17 protein-coding genes are annotated in these 15,930 nt (G+C 71.3%); 5 read left to right on the top strand and 12 right to left on the bottom strand.

Annotated elements, in window-relative coordinates; all coding sequences use genetic code 11:
• Positions 1–1,978: sensor histidine kinase (locus HII36_RS19500; protein ID WP_236003657.1), on the bottom strand; the 1,978-nt coding region annotated here is incomplete at its 3' end.
• A gap of 237 nt (positions 1,979–2,215) precedes the next feature.
• Between HII36_RS19500 and HII36_RS19495 the strand changes: the two genes are divergently transcribed.
• Both HII36_RS19495 and HII36_RS19490 read left to right on the top strand, forming a co-directional pair.
• Complete coding sequence (locus tag HII36_RS19495) at positions 2,216–2,881, top strand: hypothetical protein (protein WP_173524642.1); 666 nt, start codon at positions 2,216–2,218, stop codon at positions 2,879–2,881.
• Between the two features lie 184 nt (positions 2,882–3,065).
• Positions 3,066–3,242 (top strand): hypothetical protein, encoded by a 177-nt coding sequence (locus tag HII36_RS19490; protein ID WP_173524641.1) that lies wholly within the window; start codon positions 3,066–3,068, stop codon positions 3,240–3,242.
• 38 nt (positions 3,243–3,280) lie between these two features.
• Here the strand turns inward: HII36_RS19490 and HII36_RS19485 are convergent, their stop codons facing one another.
• Both HII36_RS19485 and HII36_RS19480 read right to left on the bottom strand, forming a co-directional pair.
• Positions 3,281–3,820, bottom strand: coding sequence for a GNAT family N-acetyltransferase (locus HII36_RS19485; protein ID WP_173524640.1), 540 nt, complete (start codon positions 3,818–3,820; stop codon positions 3,281–3,283).
• 422 nt (positions 3,821–4,242) lie between these two features.
• Complete coding sequence (locus tag HII36_RS19480) at positions 4,243–5,085, bottom strand: helix-turn-helix transcriptional regulator (RefSeq protein WP_173524639.1); 843 nt, start codon at positions 5,083–5,085, stop codon at positions 4,243–4,245.
• Positions 5,086–5,326: 241 nt separating this feature from the next.
• Between HII36_RS19480 and HII36_RS19475 the strand changes: the two genes are divergently transcribed.
• Positions 5,327–6,094, top strand: a complete 768-nt coding sequence (locus HII36_RS19475) for an SDR family oxidoreductase (RefSeq protein WP_173524638.1) — start codon at positions 5,327–5,329, stop codon at positions 6,092–6,094.
• A 242-nt stretch (positions 6,095–6,336) separates the two neighbouring features.
• Here the strand turns inward: HII36_RS19475 and HII36_RS19470 are convergent, their stop codons facing one another.
• Entirely contained in the window at positions 6,337–6,939 is a 603-nt protein-coding gene (locus tag HII36_RS19470) for a TetR/AcrR family transcriptional regulator (protein ID WP_407940813.1), read from the bottom strand.
• 159 nt (positions 6,940–7,098) lie between these two features.
• Between HII36_RS19470 and HII36_RS19465 the strand changes: the two genes are divergently transcribed.
• Entirely contained in the window at positions 7,099–7,953 is an 855-nt protein-coding gene (locus HII36_RS19465) for an NAD(P)H-binding protein (RefSeq protein ID WP_173524636.1), read from the top strand.
• Positions 7,954–8,088: 135 nt separating this feature from the next.
• Here HII36_RS19465 and HII36_RS19460 read toward each other — a convergent pair whose 3' ends face one another.
• The 7 genes from HII36_RS19460 to HII36_RS19430 all read right to left on the bottom strand — a co-directional run bounded on the left by HII36_RS19460 (position 8,089) and on the right by HII36_RS19430 (position 14,177).
• Entirely contained in the window at positions 8,089–9,282 is a 1,194-nt protein-coding gene (locus HII36_RS19460; protein ID WP_173524635.1) for an FG-GAP repeat protein, read from the bottom strand.
• Positions 9,279–10,460: an FG-GAP repeat protein gene (locus tag HII36_RS19455; protein ID WP_173524634.1), complete on the bottom strand. Its 1,182-nt coding sequence runs from the start codon at positions 10,458–10,460 to the stop codon at positions 9,279–9,281. The genes HII36_RS19460 and HII36_RS19455 overlap by 4 nt, the downstream gene beginning before the upstream one ends.
• Positions 10,461–10,574: 114 nt before the next feature.
• Positions 10,575–10,754: a hypothetical protein gene (locus HII36_RS19450; RefSeq protein WP_173524633.1), complete on the bottom strand. Its 180-nt coding sequence runs from the start codon at positions 10,752–10,754 to the stop codon at positions 10,575–10,577.
• Between the two features lie 99 nt (positions 10,755–10,853).
• Positions 10,854–11,357 (bottom strand): hypothetical protein, encoded by a 504-nt coding sequence (locus HII36_RS19445; RefSeq protein WP_173524632.1) that lies wholly within the window; start codon positions 11,355–11,357, stop codon positions 10,854–10,856.
• A gap of 720 nt (positions 11,358–12,077) precedes the next feature.
• Positions 12,078–12,494: a hypothetical protein gene (locus HII36_RS19440; RefSeq protein WP_173524631.1), complete on the bottom strand. Its 417-nt coding sequence runs from the start codon at positions 12,492–12,494 to the stop codon at positions 12,078–12,080.
• Positions 12,495–12,907: 413 nt separating this feature from the next.
• On the bottom strand, positions 12,908–13,315 hold the full coding sequence (locus tag HII36_RS19435) for a hypothetical protein (protein ID WP_173524630.1): 408 nt from the start codon (positions 13,313–13,315) through the stop codon (positions 12,908–12,910).
• A 292-nt stretch (positions 13,316–13,607) separates the two neighbouring features.
• The gene (locus tag HII36_RS19430) at positions 13,608–14,177 is read right to left on the bottom strand and encodes a dihydrofolate reductase family protein (RefSeq protein ID WP_173524629.1); all 570 of its coding nucleotides are present in this window, start codon (positions 14,175–14,177) and stop codon (positions 13,608–13,610) included.
• Positions 14,178–14,290: 113 nt separating this feature from the next.
• On the opposite strand from HII36_RS19430, the gene HII36_RS19425 reads away from it, so the two are divergent.
• Complete coding sequence (locus HII36_RS19425) at positions 14,291–14,890, top strand: TetR/AcrR family transcriptional regulator (RefSeq protein WP_173524628.1); 600 nt, start codon at positions 14,291–14,293, stop codon at positions 14,888–14,890.
• A 46-nt stretch (positions 14,891–14,936) separates the two neighbouring features.
• Here the strand turns inward: HII36_RS19425 and HII36_RS19420 are convergent, their stop codons facing one another.
• The gene (locus tag HII36_RS19420) at positions 14,937–15,884 is read right to left on the bottom strand and encodes an alpha/beta fold hydrolase (RefSeq protein ID WP_217369692.1); all 948 of its coding nucleotides are present in this window, start codon (positions 15,882–15,884) and stop codon (positions 14,937–14,939) included.
• Between the last annotated feature and the right edge of the window lie 46 nt (positions 15,885–15,930).

Genomic DNA, 15,930 nt, shown 5'->3' with positions numbered 1-15,930 from the left:
TCCCGGACCCGCCCATCCCGATCAGCCCGGACCCGCCCGTCGGCCGGTGATCGGCGGCCGGTTCCTCGCCTCCGTCGTCGACCTGGATGTCGATGCGCCCGTCGACGGCGCGGACGCTGACCCGTACCGGGGTGCCAGGCGCGTGTTTGCGCGCGTTGGTCAGCGCCTCCTGGACCACCCGGTAGACGGTCAGCCGCAGGCTTTCCGGAGTGTCGGCGACGGCCGGGTCGACGTCCAGGTCGATCGGGCCGTGCGCGGCCCGGTGCACCGAGGCGAGCATCAGCAACTCCGCCACGCCCGGAGCGGGAGCGAGGCCGGCCGCCGCGGTGTCGGGCTGGAGCAGGTCCAGCATGCGGCGCAGGTCCTCCATGGCGGAGCGGCCGGCCTGCTCGACGGCGGCCAGCGCCGGCGCCACCCGGTCCGGCTGGTCGGAGATGAGGTGCGCGGCGACCCCGGACTGCACGGCGATGACCGACAGCGTGTGCGAGACCACGTCGTGCAGGTCGCGGGCGACGCGCAGCCGTTCCTCGACGACGGCCCGCTCGGCCTCCCTGGTACGCCGCCATTCGGCCGCCAGCGCCTGCTCGACGGCCTGCCGCAGGGCCAGCCGGCGGCGTCCGGCGTAGCGGCCGATCGTCCACACCGCGGTGTAGGCCGCCACTGTGACCAGGGCGAGCGGGTGGTCGAAGTACGGCGCGCGCAGCAGCGCGAGCACCGCCATGCCGGTGTACACCAGGACCAGTCCCGCCACCGCGAGGTGGCGGTCATGCTCGGCGGCGACCGTGTACAGCGCCAACAGCAGGCACAGCGGGGTCAGCCCGGCGTTCCACCCGAACCCGGCGATCGTGAGCGTCGACGCCCACACGACCACCAGCGCGCTCATGGGAAAGCGACGCCGCAGCGTCAGCGGCAGGCCCGCGCCCAGGGCGAGCAGCACCAGCCCCGCCGTGGGCTCGGGGTAGGTGTAGGCGTCGGTCGGGTCGGTGGTCAGCACGCTGCTCACCGCGACGGCGGTGAACGCCGCCCCGAGCAGCAGGTCCAGCAGCCGCTCCCGGGCGGCGGGGACGGCCCTCCCGAAGTTCTGGCCAGGGCGGGGCGGGGCGTCGAACGCGGCGGGCGACTGGCGAGGCGGGCCGTCGAGCGCGGGGAACGGCCGGCGGGATGGGCCGTCGAGCGCGGGGAACGGCCGGCGAGGCGGGTCATCGAGCGCGGGGGACGGCGTGCGCAGCAGGCCCAGCATGCGGCGCAGATCCTCCAGCGCGGCCCGGGCGGCCTCTTGAACGGCCGTCAACGCCGGCCCCGCCTGTTCGGGCCGCTCGTCCACGAGATGACGGGCGACGCCCGACTGCACGGTGATCACCGACAGCGTGTGGGAGACGATGTCGTGCAGGTCGCGGACGATGCGCAGCCGCTCGGCGTACACCGCCTGCTCCACCGCCGCGGCCCGGCTCCGCTCGGCCACCAGCGCCCTGGCCATCGCCTCGGCGCGGCCCAGCCGCCAGCGGCGCACGAAGAACCCCAGCGCCCACGCCACCACGAAGAAGCCCGACTCGGGCAGCGTGGCCGGCGAGAAGGTGTCCGGCGCCCGCAGCGCCACGACGGGGACCGCGATCGTGTACGTGACCGCCAGACAGGCCAGCGAGACCGGAACCGGCCGCCAGGCGGCCACCGTGTACAGCGCCAACAGCACGCAGAGGCCGATCAGCCCCGGATCCCAGCTCGACCAGTCGAACAGGGTCTGCACCGCCAGCGTGATCGCCCAGACCGGCAGCGGCCATCGTCCGCGCACGGACAGCGGCAGGGCGGCGGTCAGGGCCAGAGCCAGGAGTCCGGCGTCCGGTTCGGGTTGCGGCAGGGTCGAGGCCGGATCGTGGGTGAGGACGTCGATCGCGCACAACGTTGCCAGCGCCAGCGCGAGCAGCGCGTCCAGGAGCCGGTCCCGCCGTTGCTCGTGCTGTTCGCCGGGCATCACCGTCATACCCACGATCGCAGGGTACGGTCCGGTGCCCGGCTGCGATACCGCCGTACGGCCGAAGGCTCGTTCCCCCGTACGGGGGAAACCGGCGGGCGCTTCCGCCCGGTGGCGGAACGGCGGAATCGGCCGCTCGGCCGCTGCCCGGGACGGCGCCTTCGTCGCACGCTTGGCGGCGTCGGCCTCGCGGATCGCTGTTCCGCTCGCCGGCCGTTTCGTCGCCGATCGCTCGAAAGGCAAGCCATGTCCACGACCTCCCCCGGCTCCCACAGTCCCCACGGCTCTTCCAGCCTTCACGGCCCTTCCGGCTCCACCAGCTCTTCCGGCTCCACCGGCGCGGCCGGCCGGGTTCTCACCCCGCAGTTCGCCGTCGTCGCCGGCGGCCTGGTCGGCGCGATGGGCGCCGCCGCCTACATCTCCAGCTTCTTCCTGCTGTCCGACCTCAGCGGCCGCGAGGCCGTGCGCAGCCCGCTCTGCGTCACCGCCAACGTGCTGATCACCATCGGTTTCGTCACGGTCGCCCTCGCCCTGCCCGCACTGGCCGGCCCGCTGCGACTGCCGCGCTGGGCCGCCGTCACCGCCGGGCTGGGGTGTGCGTTCCTGGCCACGATCGCCTGGGCCATGGCCACCATCGGCGTGGACTTCGCGGGGACGGTCACCGACGCCCAGTGGGACAGCCCCGGCCTGCCGGCCTTCCTGGGCGTGGTTCCCAAGATGCTGCTGTGCGCGGTCGGCTTCGCCGCGCTCGCCGTCGCCGGTTGGCGCGGGCGGGGTATCCCGCGGGGCGCGTGCGTCCTGCTCGTGCTCGCCGGAGTCGTGGCGGTGCTGTTGATGCCGCATCAGCCCACCGCTCTGCTCGGCGGCCTGGCCCTGGCCTGGGCCGCGAAGAACCCCGCCAAGCCTGGCTGATCCCCCGTCGTCGCGCGACAGGCGAAACGAGGAACCACCCGGCCGCGCGCGTCGGGGTCCCGCGCCCGCGCCGCGTCAGGCCAAGCCGGCGAAGCAGGAAAGCGACGAGGAGCGGCGCCGCGTATCGGGTGAATACCAGGCGGTGCGGAAATATCGTGCGAAGTATGGCTTCGGGGTGTTCGCGATGCACGTCTACCCCGAGGAGACGAACGGCCTGCCCGTCAGCCCTACGGCCGACGCCCAGGCGGACCCGAACCTGGCGATCCAGAGCAAGCTGTCCGAGACTCAGTCCGACGCCGACCGCAAGGCGGCCGACCAGTGCGTGGCCGAGGCGGCCCAGCAGGTGCTCGGAAGAAGCTGACGTCGCGGCGGGACCTCTACGAGCCGCCGGGCGTTCGGTCAAGCGGGCGGTGTGACCGGGGACCGCAGGCCGAGCCACTGCTCGGCGTCCCAGGCGTGGAACCGCTCCACCTCGATGAACCCCAGCTTCGCGGCGAGGCGCATCGAGCCGACGTTGGCGCTCTGGGTGGTGAGCACGACCGGCTCGCCGGGAAGTACGCCGTCGAACCAGCCGAGTGCCGCCGCGCACGCCTCGGCGGCGTACCCGTACCCCCAGGCCTGGGGTAGGAAGAGGTAGCCGAGATCGGCCTTCCCCACCGCAACCGGGCTACGGTGCCCGGTCGCTCTCCTGAGCAGGATCTGGCCGATCATCGCCCCGTCGAGATCAACGACGAAGCTCCCGGGCCACCGCTCGGGCACCTCGGGCATCTCGCGCTCAAGCTCGTCACGCGGACGGGGACCGCCGAGGTAGGTGTGCACCTCCGGCGAGGCGAGCAGCTCGATGAACGCCGCACGGTCCCGGGCTTCGGGCTCACGGAGCACGAGCCGCTCGGTCCTGATCGGGGCAGGCGGCCAGGCGATGGGTCCGAGTTCGATCACGACGGGCAACCTACCGCATGCTTGCCGGGCCGGGGCCTCGGTCGACCGGCAGCGGCATCGATCACGAACCTCATGGCCGAGGAGTGCGCCAGGCCGCCTGCGACACCGTCCACCCGCGCTGCGGCGGCGGCGAGCCGCGCCTGCCCGCCCGATGACAACGACGGCCGCGCCTCCCCCTCCTCGAAGACCACGGGGGTCACGCCTGCCCATCGGCCTCCCCGAAAACAGCGGCGGCCGCGCCTGTCCATCGGCTTCCCCAAAGACGACGCGCGGTCACGCCTGCCCCCCGGCCTTCCGGGGACGGCGGCGGCCTCGAAGGCTACGCCGAGCGGCCGCGTGCCACCGTAAGGGCGTCGAGTACCAGGTGGCCAAGCGCATCCTCGGCGCCCCCCGCGTCCGCGATCACCACCCGGGGTGCTCCGTCAAGGTGCGGCGGTGGGGGCCGCCCAGCTGCTGAGGAGCCGGAGCGCTTGCGCGGTCGGGGAGCCCGGCTCGACGTTGTAGACGCACAAGGTCTGGTCGGGGTCGCCAGGAGGCTGGAGGGACTCGTAGTGGAAGTGCAGTTCGCCGACGAGGGGGTGGTGGTAACGCTTGGTGCCGTGCGTGCGGCGCAGCACGCGGTGATCGTTCCACCAGGAGCTGAACTCCGGCGAGCGCAGGGTGAGTTCGCCGACGAGGTCGGCGAGCCGGCGATCCTGGGGATAGCGGCCGGCCTCCAGGCGGAGCATGGCGACGGTTTCCGCGGCGACGCGTTCCCAGTCGCCGGTGCGGGTCCGGGCTTCTGGGTCGAGCAGGTAGTAGCGGGCCATGTTCCGCTGAGGCACGGGGAGTGCCTCGAAGTCGGTCAATACCTCGCGGGCCAGGCGGTTGGCGGCCAGGACGTCCGTACGGCGGCCGAGGATGAAGGCGGGCACGTCGTGGAGGGTCTGGAGCATCAGGTGGAGGCCGGGCCTGACCCGCTGGGGGCTGATGGGGGCGTGGCGGGCGGGACGAGCCAGCAGGTCGGTGAGGTGCTCGCGTTCGGCGGGGTCGAGCTGAAGTGCCCGCGCGAGCGACTCGACGACCTCGGGCGAGGGGTGACCGGCGCGGCCCTGTTCGAGCCGGGTGTAGTACTCGGTGCTGACCCCGGCCAGTCTGGCGACCTCGTCGCGGCGCAGGCCGGACACCCGACGCGCGCGGCCGTCGGCAGGCAGCCCGGCTTGGTCCGGTGTGATCCTGGCTCGGCGTGAGCGCAGGAAGTCGGCGAGTTCGCGACTGCGGTCCATGCCCTCCAGTGTGCAGGGACGATCGGGCTGCCCAGGTGCACGGAGGTGGCCCTGCCAGTACCTGCCTCACGGTTACCGGTCTCACGGTTACCTGCCTCACGGTTACCGGTCTCACCGTTACCGGTCTCACCGTTACCTGCCCGGGCAGGGACCGTTCGGGCGCCTCGGGAAGGGGGTGCGGGCTGGTGTGCTGGTGAAGGACCGCGGCGATGGGCCGCGGATGACTCGGAAGGCTTGCACCATGAACGCAGCAACCCCTCTCGCCGGCCGCGTGGCCGTCGTCACCGGCGCGTCCAGCGGGATCGGCGAGGCCTCGGCCGAGCGGCTGGCCGTGCTGGGCGCCCGTGTGGTCGTCGTGGCGCGGCGCGCGGAACGGCTGGACGACCTCGTCGTCCGGATCGGGAAGGCCGGGGGCCAGGCGCTGGCGCTGGCGACCGACGTCACCGACGCGGTGGCGACGCGGGCCGTCGCCGAGCGGGTCGCGGCCGAGCTGGGCGGCGCCGACCTGCTGTTGAACAACGCGGGCGTCATGCTGCCCGCCCCCATCGAGGAGCTGGCCGCCGACCAGTGGCAGCGCCAGATCGACCTCAACATCACGGGGCTGATGAACGTGATCGGCGCGTTCGTCCCCCAGCTCGTCGAGGCCGCGGGTACGCGCGGCGTGGCCGACCTGATCAACACCTCCTCCATCGCGGCGCAGAACATCTTCCCGAACTTCGCCGTCTACTCCGCGACCAAGGCGTACGTCACCCACCTGTCCCGGCACCTGCGGGCCGAGCTGGGGGCCAGGAACGTGCGGGTCTCGGCGATCGAACCGGGGATCGTCGGCACCGAGCTGCAGGATCACGTCACGGACGAGGGCGCGCGGGCGTGGCTGGACGGCTCCAAGGAGACGATGGAGTGGCTCACGCCGCAGGACGTCGCGCAGACCGTCGGGTTCATCGCGAGCCTGCCGCCCCGGGCGAACCTCCAGCAGGTCACCATCATGCCCACCGGCCAGCCCAGCTGACCGCCTGCACCACCGTGCCCCGCCCGTGCCCCGCCCGTGCCTCTGAACGGCACTCGCCAGGGATGCCGCTCCAGCCGGAGGACCTTGCCGCGCGAGACCGGCTTGTCGCGATAGCGGGCCACGCTCGTTCATCTGCTCCGTCTCCGACCGTCGGCACCCCGGCCCGATCCGAGACACCGGGTCCGCCGCGCTCGGCTGCGACAGCCTGGTGTCGGCGTACTCCCCGGAAGGCCAGGGCGTTGTCATCGGCCGCCGGAGGTGGAGGAGGGCCCTCGGATTCCGTCCAGGAGGTAAAGGGTGCGGCGGTCGTAGTCGTCCCGGGGCGGGCGCGTGCCGTGCTTGAGTGCGAGGGCGTTGTCGACGACGAGCGCGTGGAGGTCGTCCGCGGTGAACTCCGGCCGCAGCGCACCGGAGGTCCGCGCCGCCGCGATGAGCTCTTCGTTGGCCTCGCTTCCGACGCGGCAGATCTCCATGAGCTGCTGCGAGTGCGGATATGTCTGCAACAGGACGTCGTTGAACGCGGGCTGGCGGTACTGGAGGTCGCGGATCGCGGTGAGGTAGTACGTGATCCGCTCGCCGGCGTCGTCGATGGTCCGGGCGTGGTCGATGACGGCGAACAGCTCACTCGCCACGACCTCTTCGATGACGGCTTCGATGAGGCCGATGCGCCCGCCGAACCGGTTGAAGATCGTGGCCTTGCTCACCCCGGCCGCCTTGGCCACCTCCTCCAGGGGCACCGTCAGGCCTCGTCCCCGGAAGGCGCCGATCGCGGCGGAGCGGATCTGCCGGGAATTACGCCGGGCGTCGGCGCGCAGCCGGGATTCCGATGGCACCCCACCGGTCAAGGCCCTCACCATCCCTTCCTGTCGCCCGTCAGCGCTAATTTGACTCGCCAGGTCAGTTTACCTACGGTCATAGACGGAAGAGAACCTGACCCTAGTGGTCAACTTATGACTCGCCCACCGCCGAGACGGACGCCGCGGGCGTTCAGGAAGGTCAAGAACATGATCGTTGTCACCGGCGCCACCGGTGGGCTGGGCGGGGCCACCGTCGAGCATCTCCTCGAGCGCGTACCCGCCGGCCAGATCGGTGTCAGCGTCCGCGACGTCGCCAAGGCGCAGCACTTCGCCGACCGCGGCGTGCGCGTGCGGCAGGGTTCCTACGAGAACCCGGCCGCGCTGCGTGACTCGTTCGCCGGCGCCGAGCAGGTCCTGCTGGTGTCCGGCAACGACCCGGCCGCCGACATGGTCGGACTGCACCGCGACGCCATCGAGGCCGCGGTCGCGGCCGGCGCCCGGCGGATCCTCTACACGAGCCAGCAGGGCGCCGTCCCCGGCAACCCGTACCCGCCGTCGGACATCCACATCGCCACCGAGGCGATCCTCGCACGCTCCGGAGTCGCCTGGACCGCACTGCGCAACGGCGCCTACGGTCCGCTCGACCAGGTTCTCGGCCCATGGCAGCGGACCGGCGTGATCGCTCAGCCGGCGGACGGCCCCGTCCCGTACACCGACCGTGCCGACATAGCCGAGGCCACCGCGGTCATCCTCGCCGGTGATCGCGCCTTCGACGGTCCTGTCACCCTTACCGCGCCGACCGCCGTCACCTTCGACGATTTCGCCGATATCGCCTCTGACCTCACTGGTCGCACCATCGAGCGCATCGTCCTGGACGACGAACGGTGGGTCGCCGAGCGCATCACGACCGGCGTGCCGGAGCAGCTGGCCCGGCTCATGCTCACCTGGTATCAGGCGGCCCGCGCGCGCTACTTCGCCGAAGCCGACCCCTTGCTGGCCGAACTCCTCGGCCGCGAGCCCCGCTCCGCCGCCGACCGGCTCGCGGCCCACCTCGCCACCTGAAGCCGGGCATCAGTTCGGCCGCCTGACCGTGGATCTGGATGTGCCCCTTGGCTGAAGCGTGGCGGCGTCGGCCTGGGCAGGAGTCCGGTACACGGCTCTGCTCGACCCGGCCGAGTTCCGCGCGAGGGTCCGGGCTCAGCCCGCGATCGGGTCGTCCCAGCCGCCGCCGATGGGCGCCTTGATCGTTTCCGTTCCGCCGGTCCGGGTGTCGAGGAAGGTCACCGCGCCGAACTGGCCGAGCACGATCCTGGTCCCGTTGTAGGTCAGCCTGACGCCGGACACGGTGCGGTGGCGGTCGCCGTCCGCCCCCAGGGTCTGCAGGGTGGCGGGCTGCGGGTTCGGCGTCGTCCAGAGCACCGCGATCTGCTCGTTCGACGCGGCCAGCCGGGGCGTCTGACCGGTGTACGGGCCGAGCGGGTGGGCCAGGGTGCGCGCCGGTTTCAGGTCGGCGCCGTACATCTGGACCTGGCCACAGTTCGACCCTCCGACCGCGAGCCCCGCCTCCCGCGACCAGGCCAGGCTCCGTCCGGCGTGCACGCACCTGACTCCGGTCTCGGTGGCCGTGCTGAAGGCCGGGGGCGTCGGCAGCCGGGCCGCGGTCAGCTTCCTGGCGGTGACGTCGCGGATGACCGTCACGGCGCCGGTCTCGGGACGCTGCCGGGCGCGGTCCTGCCGCCCGGGACCGTCCTCGGCCTCCAAGGGCGCGCCGACCGCGAGCCCGCCCGGGCCGAACGCGAGGGTCGTTCCGAAGCGGTCCGCCCACTCGTCGTTGCCGGGAACGCCCGGAGTGTCCTGGGTGATCCGCCGCAAGGTTCCCCCGGCGAGAACGTACACGGCGCCGCCCTTCCCCTCGGACGGCGCGCCGATGGCGACGATGCCGCCCGATGCCGCGACCGCAGCGCCGAAGCGGGTGTCGGCCCGGGGCCGCGGAGCGACGATGCGTTTGGTCCCGCGCGCGGTGATGACGTAGACCGCGCCCGCGAGTCTCTTCCCCGCCACCTTGGTCTCTGGGGCGCCCACCACCACGTCGACGCACTGGTCGCCGTCCACGTCGGCCATGGCGAGCGCGGTGCCGAAACCGCCGCCGGCCGGTCCGGGCAGCCGCGTGAACCGGCCGGCCGACAGGAGGTACACGCCGCCGCCCGGCTCCAGGAAGCTGACGGCGACGTCGTCGCGGGAGCCGCACTCGGGAGACGCACCGACCGCGACCCGCGACGCTTGCGCGGAAACCGCTCCGGTCGTGACGGGAAGCGCGGATGCGGGAGTCGTCCCGGTCGTGGCGGGGAGTGCCTGCGACAGCAGGAGGGCGGCCAGTGCGAGGAGTCTCATCCGGCCACCTCCCTGCCGAAGTCCTGGCCCTGGTCCTGCCGCACCTGCTGGGTCGGCCCCTTCGTGGGATCGACGAACGAGACCCACCCGTCCGGGTAGGCCGAAGGATGGCTCACCACGAGCCGGTTGCCGGTCCAGGCCACCGGGCCGTCCACGGTGGCGGTGCCCGGCACCACACGGTCGCCGGAGGGGTCGGTGAGTGAGAAGATCAGCGTGGGCTTGCCCGCCCAGTGCGCGGCCACCCGGCCGTCGGCGGCGACGTCCATCGCCCCGTTGGCCGCCGTGGCGCTGCCCCTGGTCGGGAATCGCGACTGCCGGATCGGCTTGAGCGCGGTGTCGAACAGCCGCAGCTCACCGGTCAGCGAGGCGGCGGCGAAGCCGACCCCGTTCACGATGGCGAGTCCGCTGCCGAACTGCCGCCCGTCAGCGGAGCCCGGCAGGCTCGTCCCGGTCAGCGTCGCCGCTTCCACGTCGGGCAGCACGGTGACCTGACCGGGATCCGAAAGAGCAGGGTCGCCTTCGCCCGGCGCGCCCACGATCAGCGCCGCGCGGCCGCCGGAGAGCGTCCCCAGCGCCACTGTCGAGCCGAAGCGGTCGAACTGGTCGCTGACGTCCGGCACACCCGGACTGTCCTGGGTGATCGCCCGCAGGACCGCTCCGCCGCGCGCGAGGTAGGCGGCGCCCGTGTCCGTGACCCCGTTGACCTCCTCGTACGGCGCCCCGATCGCGATCAGGTCGCCGTGCACCGCCAGCGCGGCCCCGAACTGCGCGCCCGGCTGGGGCGTCGGCGCGAGCAGCTTCGTCGGCGGCGCCACCCCGCGGCCGTAGAGGACATAGACGGCGCCGGTCTGGCGGAGCCGGTCGTCGGCGTCCGCGGTCGGCGCGCCGATGACCGCGTCCGCGAAGCAGTCGTCGTTGATCCGCGCCAGCTGCACCGCCGCGCCGAAACCGTCCAGACGGGGCCCCGGACGCGGTAGCGGCACCAGCTTGCCCGCCGTCAGCAGGTAGACCGCGTCCTCCCAGTCCTTGTCGTATCGGAAGGCGCTGATGAGCACGTCGTCACGCCCGTCGCCGTCGAAATCCGCGGCTCCGACGTTCGCGCAGGGATCAGCCCGTACGGGGCGGGCGTCGCAGGCCGCGAGGGAGAGCAGGAGCAGCAGCGCGGCAATGATCCGCATCGGACCATTATGGGAGGAAATCGTGTTGGTCGCTCTGAAATCCGCGCTCACGCCGGCACGGACGTCTCCCTGAACACGCACCACGCGACCCGGCGGGCGCCGACCGGGTTCCGTTCAGGCGACGGCCGGCTCGACGCCCAGTTCGCGACCCAGTCGCTCCAGCGCCTCGCGCGTACGGCCGATCGTGATGATCTCGGCGCCCTCGCCCCCACCCGCGTCGTGCAGGACGATCGCATCGGGCGCGCCGTACGCGGTGGTCTCCGCCCCGAGTTCCCGCCAGGGCAGCAGCCCCATCGGCGGCAGCAGCGCGCACCCTAACCGCCTTGGGGACATTCCGGGCAAACCGCGGAGCCGCTCACGCAACCCAGCCCGCTGAAGAATCCAGGTCAAGGCCTATGGCACTCTGCACAGCAGCCCCTGTGATGAAGCCCAATCGCGGTCGAGGAATCTACCCGTGATTCTGCCGAGGAGGGTCAGAAACATCTCCATCTCTTCTTCCAGTGACTGCGGAAGAATTTCCAGTCCTTCCCAATAGCCTCTGTATTTCTCCAATCCCAGACCTTCGGCATAGCCTTCCCCGTCCTCGGAGTAGTACGGCAAATCCACCTCGCCGACCGCCCCGAGGAAGTTGATTTCGAAAAGACGATGACCACCGATGGTAAGGTCCTCGGGGGAGGACGGCATCTGACCACCGAGACAAATAATATGAGACCAGCCAGGGGCAAGAGATGAAATCCAGACTCGCATTGTCTCCGGCCTGGCCGGTATCGATCTCACGGCGCTCTGCAAGTCGCATCTGGTTATCATCTCCGAGACCCGCAGTCGCCGGGCTACCTCGTTGACATCCTCAATGCTGATCCATCGGGCATTGAACCAATTCTGGAACCCGAGCTCCATCAGGAGGAGGTACTGGCTCTCGCTAGGAAACTGTTCATTTTCATTCAAGGTACGTCCTGATTCCGGCATCTCGATCACACGAGGGGGAGGCCGAGGGATGGTGTTGGAATTGCACTCCTGGCGAAGCCTCCAACCAACGGAACAGAACGAGGGGATCGGCCATGCAGTGGCGATCGTAGGGCTGCATCTGTGCGGCGGCGGCGTGGCAACCCCGGTCGGAGTGTTCGGCAAGTACGACGGGGGCCGGCGTGCTGTGCCCGGCCGGTGTCCCGCCACCGTCCGGGACCGGCCCCCAGGCCGCACGCCCGGACGGCGGGCGGACGGCGGGCCGGGTTGTCCCGGGGCAGGCCTCGCGGCCCCTCGTGGACGGCGGGCGGCCATTCCGGGTTGGTCTCGTACAGGTGCGGCTGGAAGGTGAAGGAGTTGAACGGCAGGTCCCACCACTCGTCCAGCGCCTGGGAACGGGCACGCCGGCCGGCTCCCGCCGCCGGCCGGTCTGCCGCTCCTCCAGCTCGCGCACGTAGGCGTGGTGCTCGCTCTCCACCCCGCGCGGCCAGGCCGGCTCGCCACCCGGCGGTTCGCAGCCCCACTCCGGCTGGAACTCGCGCAGCAACTCCCAGCGCGGCCTCGCCCGGCTCAGGCCGCGGCGAAACGCCCACAGTCGATGATCTCCGCCCACAGATGATTCTGCCGGGCGCTCAGGTTGCGGTGGTGCCTGCGTCATCCGCCCCTTGTCACGCTTGCGCCGGGTAGCGACTCCCACCGTGCTTCCTCTGGCCCGACGACGGCATTGAGCCCTCCGCTGACGAGGTTCGCCACCGCGTCGCCGGAGACGAAAGGCCCGGACGTCTCCCCCTCGACCCTGATCAGCATCCTGGTGGAGGCGCAGAAGAGGCTGACTTTGTTCTCGTGGGATGTCCCGACCGCCGGCTCCACCGGTCCGGAGAAGCCCTTGTCCCGCTCCGGGCGTCCTTCTGAGTTGATCAGGTCAGCGGAGATGGTCCAGTCGGCGGCGGAAAGGCCGCAACGGCCTGAGGAGTTGATCCACGCGATCATGTCGTAAGGGCCGACCACGATCTGTGCCAGGGGCCGTTCCGCCTCGTCGGGCAGCTTCCCGTAGCCGGTCAGCCCCTGCACCTTGGCCAGCGGCCACTGGGACGGATCCTTCAGCACCGGGTTGGCGGGTGGGGCGGAGCATGCGCCGAGAACCGGTAACACCAGGAACGCGGCTGCGACGAACCCTCTCCCCCTGGACGCCCGAGAGGCGAATGAACCATGATCCATCCGGACAACCTAGCCCACTGACGCCTGCACGGAGGCTGCGGAGTTCCGTGGTGGGCCTGCGGCGATCGGTGGCTTGGGTCGACGTGCGGGACCACGGGCGGGCCACGGCATACCCCGCCCCGCCTGACGCGGAGCGGGGTCGCGGCGAGGTGCGCGACGGGACCGGGACGGCCGGCTGAGGGGAGCGGGCGGAACCACGTCCGCCTTTGGGAGCCGCCGCCCGGTGGCCGGGCCGTCGTGGAGCACCGTTCCGACGAGTACGACGGTCAGAGCGCCAGGAGGTCGAAGCCGCCGTTGGACAGGCGTCCGGTGCTGGTGTCGTAGACGTTGACGGTGACGGTGTTGTGCTGCGGGCAGGTCACGGACGGACGGCGGTAGACGACGTGCGGCAGTCGGCGCGCCTCGCGCGGCGTGAGCTGGATGAACGACCTCCTGGAGTCCACGGAGTAGCCGAGTTGGACGCAGTACCGGCCGGTGCCCGTCCGCCAGGTCCTGCGGATGTTCGTGCCGTTGCTCAGGCTGCCATCGGAATTGACGGTGGCCGCGGCACTGCCATGGGACCACGTGGCACGGGTGGGCGCAGGCTGGGCTTCAGCGTGCGCGGGCGTACCCGCTGCCATGATGAGACCGGCGGCCGTCAGCGCGAGCGCGCCTGACACGGTGCGAAAGACCATGAGAATTCCTTTCGATCACGCTCCCGATAGGGAGCATGACTGAAAGTAAGACCGGCCAGGTCGCGACGCCGCGCGCCACCCCGACAGTGGACGGTCAACAATCTTTGACGACTCTTACGCGAACTCATGACCCGCTACCGGCGTCTACGGCCGGATACTGCCACGGGGCTTACAGGTCGGTGAGGATTCGCACGACAGATGGAGAGCCAGGGGAAAGGGCCGCCTCTGCCCCGAAATCCCGGCGGCCCGTCCGCGGATCATCGACGTGTTATGTGATCGCGGGAAAGGCCGTCTACCGCTCCGCGCTCGACGCCGCCACGTCGTAGGTGAGGAGCAGCGCGCCGGAGGCGAACCGGTGCGTGTCGGTGAGCTGGAGATCCGTCGTCGGATACGTGTCGTCGAACAGGCGCGTCCCGCCGCCGAGCAGGACGGGATTGATCACGAGCCGGAGCTGGTCCACGACGCCGAGGCGGACGGCGGAGGTGGCGGCCTGACCGCCGGCGAAGAGCGCGAGGTCGCGCCCGCCTTGACGCTTGAGTTCGAGCAGGCCGGCGGCGAGGTCCTCGCCGAGCACGTGGGAGTTGTGCCACCGGGTCCGCCGCAGGGTGCGGGACATGACGTACTTCGGCAGTTCGTGCATCCGGCGTCGCTGCGTGGCGGAGACCTCGTCCCCGGCCGTCGGCCAGTACGCGGCCAGCTGCTCGAAGGCCGTGCGGCCGAAGACCATCCCGTCGATCGACTCCAGGAGCGCGTCGATGTGGCGTTCGAACTCCTCGTCGGCGAATCGCCAGTCGATGTCGCCGGCCGGGGTGGTGATGTAGCCGTCCAGCGACACGTTGATGTGCAGGAAAAGCCGTCTCACAGCGGACCTCCTCGAAGTGGCGGCCGTCAACTTCTTGATCGTTCGACCAAGAAGTCATGCCGGTGACGATGGCACTTCTTGAACGGTCTGTCAAGAAGTCGTAGGATGCGGCCATGCCACGAACCGGCCGTCCGCGCTCCTTCGACGACGATCAGGTCGTCCAGGGCGCGCTCGAGATCTTCTGGCGGCGCGGCTTCGCGGCGACCTCCCTGCGAGACCTCAAGGGAGAGCTCGGCGTGTTACCGGGCAGCCTGTACGCCGCCTACGGCGACAAGCACACGCTCTTTCTGCGCGCCCTCGCGCGTTACGTGGACGCCGCCCAGGAGCAGGCGACCGAGGTCGCCGCCGCCGGGCCTCCCGTTCTGCCGCGAATCCGCGAGTTGCTGCTGAGCGTCCTGGACGCCGCGCGGAGCACTCCAGGACGCGGCTGCATGCTGGGCAACACCGCGGCCGAGCTGCTTCCCGCGGACGAGGCGGCGGGAAGGCTCGTCCGCGGTGGGTTCGGCGCGCTGGAGACCGGCCTGGAGTCGGCGCTCCGTGCCGCGCAGCGATCCGGTGAGGTCGTCCCGGACATCGACTGCGCGGCCCAGGCGCGGCTGCTGCTCGCGCTCATGCAGGGGCTCCACGTCGTCGCCCGGGCCGAAGCCGACCCCCGCCGCCTCACCGACGCCGTGGACGCCGCCCTCGCCCCGCTGGCCGTCCAGCACCGCTGATGCGCGCCGGTTCCACCGACCGCGAAGGACCGGCTCGCGGCGGGTTCTACTCGGGATCCGCCGCGACGCCGCCCCGCTCGGCCGTCTGCTCGATGAAGGTGAGAATGCGGTCGGTGACCAGTGCGGGCGCCTCTAGAGGGATCGCGTGGCCGACGCCGGGCACGATCTCCGCACGGCGTACCGGCAGGAACCGCCTGGCGCGGGCGAGCGCGTGGGCGGGGCGGAGCAGCTTGGTGCGCTCGCCCATGATGAGCTGCACCGGAACGGTGACCCGGCGCAGTTCGTCGTCGGTGAACCGGCGGGCGGGGCTGCGGTTCGGACGGTATCCGCGAGCGCCGAGCAGCACCGGATCCATGATCTCGGCCCGCTCGACCAGGGCCTGCTCGCCCAGCAGGCGGGCCGGCACGCGCCGCCAGGACTTCGGCAGTTGCATCGCGAACAGCGTCGCCAGCAGGCTGAGCATGAAGCGGAGTGGCACCTTGGCCAGGCCGCCGGGGTCGAGCAGGGTGATGGAGACGAGCTGTTCCGGCCGGTGGATGGCCTGGTTGAGCACCAGCCAGCCGCCGTAGGAGAGCCCGGCCAGATGCACCGCGTCCAGCCCGAGGCCGGCCAGCGACTGCGCCAGCCAGTCGGCGGCGGCGGGAGAGTCGGCGACCGGCCGGCGCTGGACGCTGGCGCCCGGGTCGTCGATGGTGTCGATCGCGTAGACGGGGTGGTGGCGTCCGAGCTCGGCGACCTGGTGATACCAGTTCGAGGAGTTCGCGCCGTGGCCGTGGAGCAGCACGATCGGCACGCCGGTCCCCTGACCGTAGCGGTAGGCCCTGGTGGTGCCGTATTCGGTGGCCACGTCGATGCTCTCGTGAGGCGGCCATAACGCCATCGCGGCCGCGTAAGCGGTCCGGAACTCCCGTTCGATGCGCTCGTTGGTGAAATGTCCCACGCTGGTGCGAGTGCCGCCGTCCATTCGGGTGCCGCCTTCCAGAACTTGGTACATGTGTATAGGGTACAGATGTACCAAGTTTCTGAAACTGTGTCCATGG

Origin of the sequence: Nonomuraea antri (assembly GCF_013283785.1) — a bacterium.
In the GTDB taxonomy this organism is placed as follows: Bacteria; Actinomycetota; Actinomycetes; order Streptosporangiales; family Streptosporangiaceae; genus Nonomuraea; species Nonomuraea antri.
This window is presented reverse-complemented; position numbering and strand designations above follow the sequence as displayed.

Bases quoted from the DNA above. Each gene is read 5' to 3' on its own strand.
- HII36_RS19495 (WP_173524642.1), top strand. From the start codon at position 2,216: ATGTCCACGACCTCCCCCGGCTCCCACAGTCCCCACGGCTCTTCCAGC.
- HII36_RS19435 (WP_173524630.1), bottom strand. From the start codon at position 13,315: ATGGTCTTTCGCACCGTGTCAGGCGCGCTCGCGCTGACGGCCGCCGGT.
- HII36_RS19460 (WP_173524635.1), bottom strand. From the start codon at position 9,282: ATGAGACTCCTCGCACTGGCCGCCCTCCTGCTGTCGCAGGCACTCCCC.
- HII36_RS19475 (WP_173524638.1), top strand. From the start codon at position 5,327: ATGAACGCAGCAACCCCTCTCGCCGGCCGCGTGGCCGTCGTCACCGGC.
- HII36_RS19450 (WP_173524633.1), bottom strand. From the start codon at position 10,754: ATGGGGCTGCTGCCCTGGCGGGAACTCGGGGCGGAGACCACCGCGTAC.
- HII36_RS19445 (WP_173524632.1), bottom strand. From the start codon at position 11,357: ATGGAGCTCGGGTTCCAGAATTGGTTCAATGCCCGATGGATCAGCATT.
- HII36_RS19465 (WP_173524636.1), top strand. From the start codon at position 7,099: ATGATCGTTGTCACCGGCGCCACCGGTGGGCTGGGCGGGGCCACCGTC.
- HII36_RS19425 (WP_173524628.1), top strand. From the start codon at position 14,291: ATGCCACGAACCGGCCGTCCGCGCTCCTTCGACGACGATCAGGTCGTC.
- HII36_RS19480 (WP_173524639.1), bottom strand. From the start codon at position 5,085: ATGGACCGCAGTCGCGAACTCGCCGACTTCCTGCGCTCACGCCGAGCC.
- HII36_RS19490 (WP_173524641.1), top strand. From the start codon at position 3,066: ATGCACGTCTACCCCGAGGAGACGAACGGCCTGCCCGTCAGCCCTACG.
- HII36_RS19455 (WP_173524634.1), bottom strand. From the start codon at position 10,460: ATGCGGATCATTGCCGCGCTGCTGCTCCTGCTCTCCCTCGCGGCCTGC.
- HII36_RS19420 (WP_217369692.1), bottom strand. From the start codon at position 15,884: ATGTACCAAGTTCTGGAAGGCGGCACCCGAATGGACGGCGGCACTCGC.